General features: G+C 62.8%; 11 protein-coding genes. 6 read left to right on the top strand and 5 right to left on the bottom strand.

From position 1 onward, the window contains the following. Positions 1 to 68: 68 nt before the first annotated feature. From C7I87_RS19240 to C7I87_RS19255, 4 genes are all read right to left on the bottom strand, one after another. Positions 69 to 1,091 carry a phosphoribosyltransferase family protein gene (locus C7I87_RS19240; protein WP_149905683.1) on the bottom strand — a complete coding sequence of 341 codons (1,023 nt, stop codon included), beginning with the start codon at positions 1,089 to 1,091 and terminating at the stop codon, positions 69 to 71. 53 nt (positions 1,092 to 1,144) lie between these two features. Further along, a complete protein-coding gene (locus tag C7I87_RS19245) occupies positions 1,145 to 2,641 on the bottom strand; it encodes a lipopolysaccharide biosynthesis protein (RefSeq protein ID WP_149905684.1) in 1,497 nt (498 codons plus the stop codon). A 195-nt stretch (positions 2,642 to 2,836) separates the two neighbouring features. Beyond that, a complete protein-coding gene (locus tag C7I87_RS19250) occupies positions 2,837 to 3,628 on the bottom strand; it encodes a family 16 glycosylhydrolase (RefSeq protein ID WP_149905685.1) in 792 nt (263 codons plus the stop codon). Positions 3,629 to 3,872: 244 nt separating this feature from the next. Then, entirely contained in the window at positions 3,873 to 5,189 is a 1,317-nt protein-coding gene (locus C7I87_RS19255; protein ID WP_149905686.1) for a glycosyltransferase family 4 protein, read from the bottom strand. 430 nt (positions 5,190 to 5,619) lie between these two features. On the opposite strand from C7I87_RS19255, the gene C7I87_RS19260 reads away from it, so the two are divergent. From C7I87_RS19260 to C7I87_RS19285, 6 genes are all read left to right on the top strand, one after another. After that, positions 5,620 to 6,792: a glycosyltransferase family protein gene (locus tag C7I87_RS19260; RefSeq protein WP_149905687.1), complete on the top strand. Its 1,173-nt coding sequence runs from the start codon at positions 5,620 to 5,622 to the stop codon at positions 6,790 to 6,792. 15 nt (positions 6,793 to 6,807) lie between these two features. Next, on the top strand, positions 6,808 to 7,797 hold the full coding sequence (locus C7I87_RS19265; protein ID WP_149905688.1) for a glycosyltransferase family 2 protein: 990 nt from the start codon (positions 6,808 to 6,810) through the stop codon (positions 7,795 to 7,797). Then, on the top strand, positions 7,797 to 8,747 hold the full coding sequence (locus tag C7I87_RS19270) for a glycosyltransferase family 2 protein (protein WP_149905689.1): 951 nt from the start codon (positions 7,797 to 7,799) through the stop codon (positions 8,745 to 8,747). The genes C7I87_RS19265 and C7I87_RS19270 overlap by 1 nt, the downstream gene beginning before the upstream one ends. Next, positions 8,737 to 9,705: a glycosyltransferase family 2 protein gene (locus tag C7I87_RS19275; RefSeq protein WP_149905690.1), complete on the top strand. Its 969-nt coding sequence runs from the start codon at positions 8,737 to 8,739 to the stop codon at positions 9,703 to 9,705. The genes C7I87_RS19270 and C7I87_RS19275 overlap by 11 nt, the downstream gene beginning before the upstream one ends. A 74-nt stretch (positions 9,706 to 9,779) precedes the next feature. Next, positions 9,780 to 10,676, top strand: coding sequence for a UTP--glucose-1-phosphate uridylyltransferase (locus tag C7I87_RS19280; RefSeq protein ID WP_149905691.1), 897 nt, complete (start codon positions 9,780 to 9,782; stop codon positions 10,674 to 10,676). 148 nt (positions 10,677 to 10,824) lie between these two features. Beyond that, positions 10,825 to 13,206 (top strand): polysaccharide biosynthesis tyrosine autokinase, encoded by a 2,382-nt coding sequence (locus tag C7I87_RS19285; RefSeq protein WP_149905692.1) that lies wholly within the window; start codon positions 10,825 to 10,827, stop codon positions 13,204 to 13,206. 163 nt (positions 13,207 to 13,369) lie between these two features. Here the strand turns inward: C7I87_RS19285 and C7I87_RS19290 are convergent, their stop codons facing one another. Beyond that, on the bottom strand, positions 13,370 to 14,452 hold the full coding sequence (locus C7I87_RS19290) for an acyltransferase family protein (RefSeq protein WP_149905693.1): 1,083 nt from the start codon (positions 14,450 to 14,452) through the stop codon (positions 13,370 to 13,372). Positions 14,453 to 14,508: the final 56 nt, after the last annotated feature.

The raw sequence follows: 14,508 nt of genomic DNA on the forward strand, positions 1-14,508 counted from the left end.
ACAGCAGGTCGGGCGAATCCTATTCGCCGCGACATACTGTAGTCAGGCACGGCCCGACCGGCTCCGCGTCAGGCTGGGCGCTTGACCCGGTTCTTCAGCGTTTCATAGCCGCGTGCGCCGAGCAGGGCGCGGGCGATGGTCTTGGCTGCGCTCTTGCGGCCCTCCTGCGAGTTGACCTGACGCAGCCTTGCCGGCAGGTTTCGCGCGGCCTGGCCAAGTGCCGGCAGCGACAGCGCATCGGGAAAACTGACGATGTGCGTTTCGACGCACAGGACCGGTTTGCCCGACAGTTCCGTGATCTTCAGCGCCTGGGCATGCTCGCTTTCGATGAACAGGATGGCATCGGATTTGCGATAGAAATCGGCCTTGAAACTGCCATGAACGCCAAGCCGCTGGCGCTCCGCCTTGCTCGGCAGATCGAGCATGATCAGCTTGTCGTACTTGATCTCGTGCTTGGCGAGCCACGCCTCGGTCAACGCACGGTATTTCTCGAGCCGGCTGGTGACCAGCCAGCCGACCTTGTGGGTCACGGCATGAAGCGGCCGCGCCTCGCTCAGGAATTTTTCATAGGCCGGTCCGTCGTCGTTCTCGGCCTCGGTCGGATCGAGACACAGCACCCCGTCAATGTCGACACAGCATTGCGCCAGGAATTTGTGATGCATGAAGTTCCACTGGAACATGCGCGGATGCGGCACGACCTCGAACACCACATCGGTCTCCTGGTGCTGCGGCTCAAGGCCGAAGACGGCGGCGAAGATGAAGTCAGCCTCGATACCGGCGCCCTTGACGCGGGCACGGGCGTCCCGCATGGCATTGCCGCCGGCAATGCTGTCGTCGATCACCAGCACCTTGCGCATGTCCGAGACCTTGCGGTCGAGTGCGGCCCTGCGCTTGGTGATGCCTGACGTGTAGACCCGGCCTTCCACGAAAGAGTCCAGGTCGGTCATCGGAATGTTCGCCGCAAGGCTGACGAGCGTCGCCGCCAGCACGCCGCTTCTGGGAACGCCGACCACCAGGTCGATATCGCGCGGCAGCCGGTGAAGGTTGCTCACGATCGCGTCGTTCATGTCGGAGATCGATCGGTAGTGCATGGATCAGGCCTGATGCTCGTGTGAAATATGTATAGCTGACAAAGGCGCCGAAATTATTGCGCCTCGCGCGGCGTCGCCGCCGGCGTTCTTGCAGGCAGCATTTTCAAGGCCTCCCGCAAGGCTTCGCGGCCGGCCGCGAAAGCCAGCGCGACGACGATGGTGATCGCGTAGGCCAGGATGGCGCCGCTGGCCAGGGCGACGACGTGCTGCTGCGGCAGCATCGGCTTGACCAGCCAGACCGCGCCCAGCGCCAGATGCGCGCCAAGCACAAACGGCGTTGCCGCGCGCAGCACATGGCTGGCTTGCAGCGGTCCGCTCTTGCCGACATAGAGCCACAGGAAGGGCGTGCGCAGATACTCGCTGACCGCATAGGCGACCGCCACGCCGAGCGCGCCGTAGGGCAGGCCGAGCGCGAAGGCAAGCACCGAGGTCACCGCCGTGATGATGCCCCAGCGCATGAAATCGCCGGAGCGCCCCTGGCTGACGAAAAGCCAACCCGCCGGATTGTTGAGCGGCTGCAGCAGGCCGGCAAAGCCGAGCGCCAGGAAGATAGAGGCACTGGCACGCCACTGCTCGCCGAGCACGAAGGGAATGAGGACATCGGACATGGCGGTGGCGAAGGCGACGCCGGGCAGCGCCACCAGAAGGATCAGCGGCATGACGCGCAGATAGGCGCTGCGATAGCGGTCCGGCTCGTCCTTCAGCCGCGACAGCGCCGGCACCATCACCTTCGACAGCGGATTGGTGATCTGGCTGAGCGGGAACAGGAGCAGCTTGTAGGCGCGGTCGTACAGCCCAAGCTGGGCCTCGCCCCAATATTTGCCGATCAGCACGTTGTCGAGATTGCGGGCGAAGAAATTGGCGAAATTGAAACCGGTGATCCCGGCACCGAAATTGATCAGCTCACTGATGCCCGCGACCTTGCGCGGCAAGCCCGGCCTCCAGCGCGAGCTTGCCCAGTAACACAGCGTCGGCAGTACGGCTCCGGTCAGCGTGCCGGCAAACAGCGCCCAATAGGAGCGGTCGATGAAGGTCCAGGCAATCGATACCGCCAGCCCGGCGGCCGCGCCGGCGACGTCGATGATCGCCAGGCGCCCGAACTGCATGCGCCGCGTCAAGAGCGCCAGATGCTGGGCGCCGAGCCCGTACGCCATGATTTGCAGCCCGAACGCGGCCACCAGGCCGGTCACGCGCGGCTCGCCGTAGAAGGCCGCTACCAGCGGTGCGGCACCCGCGAGCACGCAGGCCAGGACCGCGCTGACGGCGACATTGATCCAGAAGAGGTAGTTCACCTCCTCATGCCGGATGCCCGATTTCTGGATCGTCGCCTGGGTCAGGCCGAAATCCTGGAACAGGGCGATGAAGGCCAGCACCGGAGCGCACATGGCCACGACACCGAAATCCTGCGGCGACAGGAGCCGCGACAGCACGATGACGGATATGATCTGTGTGGCGACCCGCACCGATTGCGCCATGGCGGTCACGACGGCACCGCGGCCGACCGATTTGCGGAGGGAGCCTTCCGGCGGATCGAATGGATTGGCTTCCAAATTCAGGATTCCTGATCTTTGCGCGGATTCCGGACCCCGAAATCCACAACCGCCGCCGACCACAAACTACGGCAATAATTTTGCAGTGCAACAGAAAACGTGGAGCGGCGCGCCAAAAATGTTGCGGTGCAGCATATCCGGTGCATATGCCTTGATGCTCGACAAGCAGCCTTGGCGCCGTGAAGGTTTACCTCATTAGCCGACGTCGCTGCGCCTGTATCCGTGGATTGTCATGACCAGTTTTTCCGAGGGGGCCATTGGCTCCCATTTGCCGGCCCAGCGCGGATCCATGGTCGCTCCTGCCGCCACCCACAGGTCGAAATACGGCTGCATGGGCTTGTTCGGAAAGGCTCCGCCGGGGGTGTCGGCCGGCGTTATGACGGCCACTTCCTCGCCATCGATGAAGAAGGCAACTCTTTTCCCCGCCTCGTATTGCATGCCGAGGCGATATCGTTTGCCCGAGAGGTCGCCAGGCTCGATCAATTTGACCCAAACAGTCTTGTGCTGGTTGTCGACGTTCGCCCAGACAGTAATCTGCATCCCTTTGGTGCCGACAATCTCAAAGTCGACTTCCTCATGGGCTTTGTCGTTGAAAATCCAAAGCGGCGCCGCGATCAGCCCTGGCTTCATCGTGGGAAGCGTTACGTCCACTTCCCATTTTGCCGATGAGGAAGCGGAGTTGGCGCCGGACATTACCTCTGCGGATGCCTTCTCGCTGACGGTAAGCTGAAGGGCGCCGTCGACGATTTTGACGTTCGCGGCTTTCCAGTCGTAGCCCCCAAGCTTGGGTTCGCTCCACTGCGACGGCACGAAGGGATTGTTGTATTTCCAAAGTTGCAGCTTGACACCCGACCAGTCGGGAAGCTTGTCGAGGGCAACGTTCCCGCTTCCCGCCGTGACGCCCTCAGCCAGTGCATGGCCGGCAACCCATTGCATGGCCGTGGAGGCCGCCAGAAGCGTCAGGAATTGTCTGCGTGTGGAATTCATCGCTAGCCTCCATTGGGTCGCCTTGACCTTGTCAGCGGCGACGATGCTAAGCCGGCCGGTCGATGCGGCCTTGGCCGTTCCAGTGGCATGGGCGCCACTTTGATGATCGAGCCATACGCCAATGATAAGGCGATTTTTTGCTGCATTGCATCAAAAATATTGCAGTGCAGAAAAAGGCTTTCGTGTCAGGGGATTACCGGCGGGCGGAGGCCAAAAGCAGCGGCTGCAACTCCTGGAGAGGCGCTCAAGCCGCGGAGGCTGTTGGGGGTTGGGTTTGTCCCAGTGTATCTTGCCGGCCAGGTCCAAACTGCAGTGAACCGAGTCGGACGGTTTCAAGTTGCAAGGACTGGGGAGACGCAACATCGAGAGCAGGATCGAGTTGCGCAGGCTCGCGCACTTTTTCCAATGCGACACGATCGTAAAGCGCATCGAGAAACGCGCCTGCGGCGTCTGCCCCGAACATGGTCTCCGCAGTCCTGCGGGCATTGCGCCGGAGCGGCGCCATCAAGGCGGGTTGGCCTATATACGGCTTCAATCGTTCGATGGCCAAACTGGCGAGCCGCTCGACCTCATCACGGAAATATTCGGCATATTTCGCCTCCCCCCGCGAGTCGTATCCCGGACTCCACCAATCGCCGATGTCGTCGAGCCTCACAGGCAAGGCAATCCCGTTGACGCCGTCCTCAAGGAATTCCGGCAAGGCGCAGACCTTCGTTCCAAGAACAGGAGTGTGCTCGGACATCGATTCCAGCGCTGAATAGCCGAAAGTGTCGCCAAACGTGGCGAGGATGCCGAAATGCGAGTTGCGCAGCAATTGTCGCACCGATTGGTTGGGCAACACCCCGTGATGCTGGACGTTTCTCAGCTCGAGCAGCTTGATATAGGGGTCGAAGAATCCCGGACCTGTCGGATCCGTCCATATATGGCCGCCAACCTGGAGACTTGAGACAATGTTCACCCGGATTGGCAATTTCTGCTGGATGGCTTTTTCGGCGATCTTGACCGCAACGCATCCGCCCTTGCGGCCAAAGTGGGCGCCGACAAATGTCAGCACCAGTTCCTCGGCGCTGTTTTCGGACATCGCATCTTGCGTCGCGGGCACCACGATATTCGGGTGCCGGACCAGCAGCTTTTCCGTCAGGAGGCAGACTTCCGGATTGTCGCTGTGCTGGGCCAGAAAACTTCTGCGGGCAAAATGCGACAGTGCGATGATGCGACGGCAACTTGGGCTGGCAATCCGCGACCGCAGGTAGCGGGCCATCAACCCGCGTTTGCGAAGGGCAAACTGTCGCGGCAAATGGGATTCAAACGACATGATGTACTTGGAGGAATTGATCGGTATCCGGTTGAAGGCATGCACCATGTCGACAGACAAGGCAGGCTCGATCAGCGTCACGCCTTCCAGCTTGGATGAGACCAGATTCAATGGCAGAAATCGCTGTCGCAGGATCGTATGCCTGGATGCTCGCGGCGTAACGAAGCTGGTCGGATACTTGTCGTCGTAGACGGCAATGCGAAGAGACTTGCCCATACAGAACCACTCGTCTTCAAGCAGCGGCATCGGGGATATTCGCAAGCTATTCCAAAGATGCAGAAAAGCACGCTGCCGCGCTGCAACAGCGGATCCCTAGCCAAACTCAAGGCCCAACTTCCCTGACAAGAATTCAACACCATTTTTTGTTGCAGTGCAATACAATTTTAGCAATTGATTAACTATTGGCTCTGCTGCCGGGTGGGGAGCGATTCGGCCTGATTGTGGTCGTCATGTTGCCGGCTTTGCAGTGAATGCCCCGATTTCCGGGCGTGGCAGGCCATGTCGCCTCCGATGGCTCGATTGTGTGGCCGCGCCAGCGCTGTCAAAAAATTGGATCATATGTTTTGTGCAGTGCGGTAGAGATGCCTAATTTTGCTACGCCGCACCAAAAATGTTGCGATGCAGCAAGAGCTGTACTAGGCTTCCCTTCGGGTGGGCCAACAGCGATCGAGTTTTCATGCTGCATGTCTTGTACCTGGTGCACGATGTTTCCGATCCGGCGGTTCGCCGGCGGATCACGATGCTCAGGGCAGGTGGCGCCCGGGTCACCCTGGCGGGCTTCCGCCGCACCGCGAATCCGATTGCCGACGTTGAAGGATTGCGGCCGATCGACCTTGGCGAGACGCGCGACGGCCGGTTCGCGCAGCGCCTGGCGGCGGTGGCGAAAACAGCGGTTTCGATAGGTTCGAAGCTCAGGGGCATGCCGAAGCCCGATCTCATTATCGCGCGCAATCTGGAAATGCTGGCGCTGGCCCGGCGCGCAAGGTCGGCTTTCGGCGCCGCTGTCCCGATCGTCTATGAATGCCTCGACATTCACCGCCTGGTGCTCCGCGACGATGTCCTGGGCAAGGCGCTGCGCGCCACCGAGCGCCGTCTGGCGCGGGACGTGAAGCTGCTGGTGACCAGTTCGCCCGCCTTCATAGCCAATTATTTCAAGCCCTTCCGCCAGGTCGCAGCACCGGTGGAGCTGGTCGAGAACAAGTATTTCGAGGCAGCGGCTGTTCTGCTTGGTGAGCGCGAGGCGGTGGAAGGACCTGTAGCACCGCCATGGCGGATCGGCTGGTTCGGGGCGCTTCGGTGCCGCCGCTCGCTCGAACTGCTGGCCGGTTTCACACGCTGCATGGAGGGCCGGTTCGAGATCGTGCTGCGCGGCCGTCCGGCACTTTCCGAATTCCCGGATTTCCATGCCTTTGTCGATGCCGAGCCTTATCTGTCGTTTCGCGGGCCGTATCGCAATCCGGAGGACATGGCGGCGATCTATCGGGACGTCCATTTCTCCTGGGCGATCGATTTCTTCGAGGAGGGTCAGAACTCCGAATGGCTGCTGCCCAACCGCCTTTATGAAGGCTGCCGCTTCGGCGCGGTGCCGATCTCGATGGACAACACCGAGACCGGACGTTTCCTGCGGCAGCGGGATATCGGTGTTTTGTTGCCGCAGGCCACGCCCGAGGCGCTCGAAACCGCGCTTGGCAGTATGGAACAACACCGCTTCGGCAGGCTGAAGGCGCGGGTGCTGGCGCACAATCCGAGGATGTGGAGCTACGATCGCAGCGACTGCAGCGCCCTGGTCGAAAAACTGCGCCGCCTGACCACCGTGCGCGAACCCCTCGCGGCCGAAGCCCTGGCATAGGATGGACATCGCCCGATGACGCAAGCGCTTTCCTCCAGTCTGATCGTGATCCCCTGCCTTAATGAGGCAACCCATATCGGCGCGCTGCTCGACCACCTCTGCCCGGCCGCGGAACGGCTTGGCGCGCGGATCGTCGTTGCCGATGGCGGCAGCACCGACGGCACGCTGGCCATCGTCGGCGAGCGTCAGAAGAACGATCCTCGCATCATCCTGCTTCACAATGAAAAGCGCATCCAGAGTGCCGCGATCAATCTGGCGGTGGCCAGATTTGGCGAGGGCGCGCAGTATCTGATCCGCATCGATGCCCATGGCGGCTATCCCGACGACTATTGCGACCGGCTGGTCGAGGAGGCGCTGGCCACCGGCGCGGATTCGGTCGTGGTTTCGATGTTGACCAGCGGCAGCGGCACCGTGCAGAAAGCGGCGGCGGCGGCGCAGAACTCCAAACTCGGCACCGGCGGCTCGAAGCATCGCCACCTCTCCGCCGGGGAGTGGGTCGACCACGGCCACCACGCACTTATGCGGATATCGGCCTTCCAGGCCGTCGGCGGCTATGACGAGACGTTCAGCCACAACGAGGATGCGGAACTCGACTATCGGCTGAGGCAGGCCGGCTACAGGATCTGGATGAGCGGCCGGACGCAGATGGTCTACTATCCACGGACCTCGCTGCGCGGCCTCTATTTCCAGTATCTTGGCTATGGCCGTGGCCGGGCCAAGAATGTGCTGAAACATCGGGTGATTCCAAAGGTTCGGCAGATGGTGCCCCTGGCGGTCTTCCCGGTGGTTCTGCTGGCGGCCTTCTCCTTCGTGCACTGGATTGCGGCGCTGCCGTTGTTGCTGTGGATTGCGGTGTGCCTGGGCTATGGCCTGGTCACGGCCATCAGCCAGCGCAATGCCGATATCGCGCTTGCCGGCGTCTCGGCGATGGTGATGCATTTCGGCTGGTCCGTCGGCTTCTGGCTGCAGCTTCTCGGCCTCGGCACGTGGCGGAGGACGGCGTGATGGCGGTGCAGGTCAAGAACCGGAGCATCGACATCGGCGTGTGTACGTTCCGGCGGCCGGAACTGGCCGACACGCTGCGCTCGCTCGCCGCTCTAGCCGTGCCTGACGGCTTCGAGGTCGGTGTCATCGTCGCCGACAATGACGACACGCCAAGCGCCCGGGAACTGGTGACGGCGCTGTCACAGGAATTGAAGCTGCCGGTCCGCTACCGGCATTGCCCGGCACGCAACATCTCGATCGCCCGCAACGCTTGCCTCGATGCCAGCGAGGCGGATTTCTTGGCCTTCATCGACGATGACGAGACCGCCACCGCCGACTGGCTCGCCGAACTGGTGGCGACGGCCGAAACGAGTGGCGCCGCCGCGGTCCTCGGCCCGGTACGCGCGCTCTATCGCCCGGATGCGCCGGACTGGATGCGCTGCGGCGATTTCCATTCCACCTTGCCGGTCCGCGTGCGCGGCGAAATCCGCACCGGCTACACCTGCAACGTCCTGCTGCGCATGGGATCGGACAGCCTGGGCGGCCGCCGCTTCAGCCTGGCGCGCGGCCAGACCGGCGGCGAGGACACCGAATTCTTCGACCAGATGCACAAGGCGGGCGGCCGGATCGCCTTTGCGCCGGAGGCGTGGGTGGACGAGGCGGTGCCGAGGGCCAGGGCCGCGTTCGACTGGCTCAGCCGCCGCCGCTTCCGGGTCGGCCAGACGCACGGCCATCTCCTGGGCCGCAACGCCAGCGGCATCGCGCGGGTGAAGCAGGCCGGCCTTGCCGCGGCAAAGGCCGCTTATTGCTTTGCGGCGGCACTTCCGGTTGCCGCCAGCCCGATACGCAGGAACCGTAGCGTGCTGCGCGGCATCATGCATGTAGGCGTCGTCAGCGGCCTTGTCGGTGTCCGCGAACTGCGCCTCTACGGCCAGCCTTCACCAGGGGAAGGAGGCAAGCGTGCAGCCTGATATTGCCTTCGTCCCCGACGTTTCTTTCGTGATTGCCGCCTACAACGCCGAGGCAACCCTTGATCGGGCGATCGCCAGCGCCATCGCCCAGAAGGGTGTCAGCCTCGAGATCATCGTCGTCGACGACAAGTCGCGGGACGCCACGCTCGATGTGGCGCGGGCCTATCCCGAGCACATCGTGCGCGTCGTGGCGCTGGAAAAGAACAGGGGCCCCGGAGCGGCCAGGAATGCCGGGCTCGACGCCGCCCGCGGCAGGTGGATCGCGGTTCTCGATTCCGACGACGCCGTCTTTCCCGGCCGCATCGCCGCCATGATCAGCCGCGCCGAAAAAGCGAACGCCCAGATCGCTGTCGACAATCTCCAGGTCGTCCGCGAGGACGGCGTGGTCGAGGACGCGATGTTCCCGCGTCAATATCTGGAAGGCCTGCGCGAGATTTCGCTGGCCACCTACATCGCCGGCAATGTCGTCTTCGAATCGAAGTTCAATCTCGGCTACCTCAAGCCGATATTCCTGCGCAGTTTCCTCGATGAAAACCGGCTGCGCTATGACGAGAAACTGAGGATCGGCGAGGACTATATCCTGTTTGCCGAAGCCCTGGCCGTGGGCGGCAAATGCGTGGTCGAGCCTGATATCGGCTATGCCTATCATATCCGCAGCGGCTCCATCTCGCGCGTGCTCGAGCCTCATCATGTCGAGGCGATGCGCAGGGCGGATGCCGAATTCGCTCAAACCCATCGGATGGACGAGGCGGCCCAGGCAGCCTTCGCCCGGCGCGGCCGCAGCCTGCGCAAGGCGGCCTCGTTCCTGGCGATGGTCCAGCACATCAAGGCGCGGTCTCCGCTCAAGGCGATCCGGACGGCGCTCAGTGACCCGGCGGCGGTCAGGCATATGGGCATGCCGATCGCCGTGCGGTTGCGAAGAGTAGCGGCACAGTTTGCCGTGGGGGTGGGGAGGTGAAGATGCAGGCACATGGAGGGATTTTTCGTGGCCTGTGAATGGACTGAAGTCGATCTCCTCAGAAGGAATTTGCGATGAAGAAAATCAGGAAGGCCGTGATACCGGTGGCGGGGCTTGGAACAAGGTTCCTGCCGGCGACCAAGTCGATGCCGAAGGAAATGCTTCCCGTCGTCGACAGGCCCGTCGTGCAATATGCGGTGGACGAGGCCTTCGAGGCCGGCATCGAGCACATCGTCTTCGTGACCGGCCGCAACAAGGCGGTCATTGAGGACTATTTCGACCTGCATCCGGAACTGATCGGAACCCTGGAACAGACCGGCAAGAAGGCGCAACTGCAGTCGCTGGAAAGCCTGCTTCCGGTGGCCGGCGCCACCTCCTTCATCCGCCAGCAATCGCCGCAAGGCCTCGGCCATGCCGTCTGGTGCGCGCGCGAGGTCATCGGCAACGAGCCCTTCGCCCTGCTTTTGCCTGACATGGTCTCCTTCGGCGGGCGCGGATGCCTGGCCGAGATCACCGACCTCTATGCCGAGACCGGCGGCAACGTCATTGCCGTCGAGCGCTGCGATCCGAGCGAGACCAACAAATATGGCATCGTCGGCCGTGGCGCTGATATTGGCGGCGGCTTCGAGGTGACGGCCATGGTCGAAAAGCCTGCGCCGGCCAACGCGCCGTCGAACTTCTACATCAACGGCCGCTACATCCTGCAGCCCGAGATTTTCCAGCTTCTGGGCAACCAGCAGCGCGGCGCCGGCAATGAGATCCAGCTGACCGACGCCATGGTCCGCCTGTCGCAGGAGCAGCCATTCTTTGCCCAGCCTTTCAAGGGCCGCATGTTCGACTGCGGTTCCAAGGAAGGGTTCATCCAGGCCAATGTCGCCTTCGCGCTGGCGCGCGACGACATGAAGGGCCCGGTTTTCGAGATGCTCCGGGAGGTCGTCCGGTCGCATGAACGCCAGGAAGAAGCCGCATAATGCCCATCTTTCGGGAGCATTGTCGGGCGGCTGACGGCGGAGGGGCCGGCCGGCTCCGCGCTGTCCGGCACCAAGCGTGTGCCGCGTCCGCCAATGCTCCCGATCGTCCCGGGGCCTGCGAGCAAGACAAGCCAGAATTGGACCGAAGATGAATTATGCCAACTTTCCTCTCGACAAGAGGATGCCATTGCCGAATTCGGACGCAGGAGACGGCGAAGACTTCATCGACGTGGAGCGGCTGCTTGGCATGGCCGCGCGGCAGGCCAAGGTGGTTGGCGTGTGCGCCATCATCGGTCTTTTCCTGGGCCTGCTCTATCTGCAGACGACGCCGCCCAAATACCAGTCGATCGCCAGCGTGCTGATCGATGAGGGGCTGAACAAGATCGTCGACGACATCTCGGCGGCGTCGACAACCATGCAGACCGATTCGGCCATCCTCAGCCAGATCGAGATCCTGACCTCGACGCGGCTTGCCTCCGTGGTCGTCGACAAGCTCAAGCTCGACCAGAACGATGCGTTCATGAACCCGCCCCAGTCGGCTCTCGCCCAGGGCGTCGGTCTGGTACGCGGTCTGATCCAGTATGTTCGTCCGAGCCCGGTCATGCCGGGCGTCGGCGATATCTCCAAGCTCGACCCCGCCACGCGCGATGCGCTGATCGCCACGTCGCAACGTGATTATGCCATCCTCAAGCTGCAGAACGAGATCCGGGCCGATCGCGTCGGGCGAAGCTACGTCATCGAGCTTGGCTACCAGGCGACGGATCCGGGTTTGGCGAAAGCCATCACCAAGGCCTATTCCGACGCCTATCTCGCCGACCAGCTCGATGCCAGCTTCGACGCCACCGAGCGTGCGGCGGTCTGGCTGCAGGGCCGGCTGACCGAACTGCGCGAAAGCTCGCAGCAGGCATCGCTCGCGGTCGAGAAATTCAGGGCGGAGCATGGTCTTTCCGCCAACAGCGACGGCCAGCTGATGAGCGACAAGCAGCTTGCCGACCTGAACGCCCAGTTGATCGTGGCGCAGGCCGACACGGCCCGTGCCAGCGCCCGCTACCAGCAGTACAAGTCGATCGTCGACAGCGGTTCGGACAACGCTTTCAAGGACGCCGCAATATCGAGCGATCAGCCAAGCAGCTCGGTCATCGCGGCGCTGAAGACGCGCTATCTCGCGGTCGCCAAACGGCAGCAGGATGTCGAGGCGAATTTCGGCCCGCAGCATCCGCAGGCGGTGGCGCTCGCCAAGGAGAAGGCCGACGTATCGGCGCAGATCTTCGGTGAACTGAAGCAACTGACCCAAAACTATCGCAACGAGTATGAGGTGGCGCTGGCGCGCGAGACCGCGCTCAGGGCCAATGTCGCAGCCGCGCAGGGCAAGAGTTCCATCGACAACCAGTCGCAGGTCAAGCTGCGCGACCTCGACCAGAAGGCGACAGCGCTGACGACGCTCTACCAGACCTTCCTCGGCCGCTATGAGGAAGCCGCGCAGCAGCAATCCTTCCCTGTCGGCAAGATCCGCATCATTTCGGATGCGTCGACGCCGCTTGCTGCCTCGAGCCCCCGCACCATGGTCGTGCTCGGTCTTTCGCTGGTGCTCGGCGTTCTGATGGGCGCCGGCTTCGGCGGTCTCAACGAGTTCAACGAGCGGTTCTTCAGGACCGGCGAGGAGGTGCGCGACCGTGTCGGCCTCAAATTCCTCGGTTACCTGCCCACCATCGGCAGCAAACCAAGCAAGGAAGACAAGCCGGCCGAGCCCGATGTCAAGGTCGCCAGATCGCCGGCCGCCATCGAAAGACGCGCGCGAATGCGGGTGAGCATCGACGCTCCGGCATCGATGTTCTCCGAAACGCTGCGCAGCGCCAAGATCGCCTTCGATGTGGTATTGGAAGGGCAAGCCAGCCGCGTCATCGGCATAATCTCGGTTCTGCCCGGCGAAGGCAAGTCGACGGTCGCGGCCAATCTCGCCGGGCTGCTCGCCGCCAACGGCGCCAAGACGCTGCTCATCGACGGCGATCTGCGCAATCCGGGCCTTAGCCGCAGCCTCGGAATGGAAGCCGAGCAAGGGTTGATGGAAGCAGTGGTGAGCGGCCAGACCTGGCAGTCCGTCGGCAAGATCGACAGGCAGACCAAGCTCGCCATCATCCCGGCCGTGTCGCGCGGGCATTTCTCGCACACCAGCGAGCTTCTCTCCTCGGCCGGCATGCGCCGCTTCATCGAGAACGCCAAGGAGACGTTCGAATACATCGTCGTCGATCTGCCGCCGCTCGGGCCGGTGGTCGACGCCAAGGCCTTCGCGCCGCTCGTCGACGGCTTCGTGCTCGTCACCGAATGGGGCCGCACGCCGCGCGCCATGGTGCGCTCGATGCTGGAATCCGAACCCTATGTCGCCAACAAGATCGTCGGTGCGGTGCTGAACAAGGTCGACCTGAAGAAGCTCGCCAAATACGGATCGTTCGGCGCCTCGGAGAAATTCTTCGACAAGTACTCGACCTACTATCTCGACAAGTCGGAAGTGCGCAGCAAGGCAGCGGTCTGAGGCAGGCCGTTGGCGACCATGTCTTAAAGCATGTCGCCCGGAAGTGTCCTCGGTTCCGGGATAACGACACGCATAAAATCTGATGCTTACAGCAGGTCGGGCGAATCCTATTTCGCCCGACCTGCTGTAGGCCTGCGCATCGCCCGAAAGCTGGAAAGTATGGCTACGCCGCCTTCAGCCGGTAGCGGAAAAACGTGTGGTCGAGCAGTCGCCGGATGCGCGGTTCTGCCTCGGTTGCAACCAACCAGCTTGCCGCGATCATGGTCGCGCCGACGATTGTCATCGACAGGAGATAAGGCGTTCCGGCGCGCACCATGGCGCCGAGCATCGCCGCGCCGATGACGTCGTGGATCAGATAGAGCGGATAGGTCATCAGGCCGATCCGGCGCCAGCCGCTCCAACTGAGGTCGAGTTTGAGCGACCACGCCATCAGCACGATTGCCGCGAGGAACATCAGGATCGGCGGCGCATAGGGCATCGCGGCCCCGACCTTGCTGCTGTGGACGTCGACGGAGCTGGCGATCTGCAGCACGCCGCCGCCGAGGAACAGCAGGCAGAAGCCAAGGCGAGGGGCCGTCAACGCCTTGAACCGCATCAGCCAGATGAGCACGCCGACGGCGAAGAAACAGCCATGATGCACCAGGACGAGCTGCAGCCAGCGCGTCTCGGCGAAGTCGGACCAGCCGAACGGATAATAGAGGCACCAGAACAGCGTGCTCACCAGGCCGATGGCGATGGCAACCCTCTCCATCAGATGGAAGCGGCCGAGCCGCAGCAGGACCCAGACGATGGCGTAGAAGGCGATCTCGATGCCGAGCGTCCAGTAGACGCTGTCCACCCACGGACCATAGGGCGCGAACAGGGCCGTTCGGGCGAGCCTGACCACTGCGTCGGTCGGCCAGCTCAAGCCGATGATCAGCAACAGGGCCGCGGTGATCGGCGCACAAATCCAGACCGCCGGCGCCAGCCTTTTGACCCTCGCCTCGAAGAACCGCAGCGGCGTCGAATTCTCGGCGCTGAAGGCAATGACGAAACCGCTGATGACGAAAAAGATCTCGACACCGACCCAGCCGGATTCGACCCAGGCGCCTATACCGGGCTGCGCCGGAACGCCGCCCGTGGCTTGCGCCGAGATACCGTCGCGATAGGCCCATACCCAGAAACCATAGTGGTAGATCATGACCAGCACGGCGGCGAGAAACCGCAGGATGTCGATACCGCCAAACGTTGTCTTTTGCTGAGCCATGCGATCCCGTCGAATGGCCCCCCGCGGGAACTGTAAGGCGCAGTGTTGCATTGCAC

It is taken from the genome of Mesorhizobium sp. SARCC-RB16n (assembly GCF_008520305.1).
Taxonomy (GTDB): Bacteria; Pseudomonadota; Alphaproteobacteria; order Rhizobiales; family Rhizobiaceae; genus Mesorhizobium.

Excerpts from the sequence above, each read along its gene's own strand:
- C7I87_RS19240 (WP_149905683.1), bottom strand. The coding sequence starts at position 1,091 with ATGCACTACCGATCGATCTCCGACATGAACGACGCGATCGTGAGCAAC.
- C7I87_RS19250 (WP_149905685.1), bottom strand. The coding sequence starts at position 3,628 with ATGAATTCCACACGCAGACAATTCCTGACGCTTCTGGCGGCCTCCACG.
- C7I87_RS19255 (WP_149905686.1), bottom strand. The coding sequence starts at position 5,189 with ATGCCGCTGCTTGAAGACGAGTGGTTCTGTATGGGCAAGTCTCTTCGC.
- C7I87_RS19260 (WP_149905687.1), top strand. The coding sequence starts at position 5,620 with ATGCTGCATGTCTTGTACCTGGTGCACGATGTTTCCGATCCGGCGGTT.
- C7I87_RS19265 (WP_149905688.1), top strand. The coding sequence starts at position 6,808 with ATGACGCAAGCGCTTTCCTCCAGTCTGATCGTGATCCCCTGCCTTAAT.
- C7I87_RS19270 (WP_149905689.1), top strand. The coding sequence starts at position 7,797 with ATGGCGGTGCAGGTCAAGAACCGGAGCATCGACATCGGCGTGTGTACG.
- C7I87_RS19280 (WP_149905691.1), top strand. The coding sequence starts at position 9,780 with ATGAAGAAAATCAGGAAGGCCGTGATACCGGTGGCGGGGCTTGGAACA.
- C7I87_RS19285 (WP_149905692.1), top strand. The coding sequence starts at position 10,825 with ATGAATTATGCCAACTTTCCTCTCGACAAGAGGATGCCATTGCCGAAT.
- C7I87_RS19290 (WP_149905693.1), bottom strand. The coding sequence starts at position 14,452 with ATGGCTCAGCAAAAGACAACGTTTGGCGGTATCGACATCCTGCGGTTT.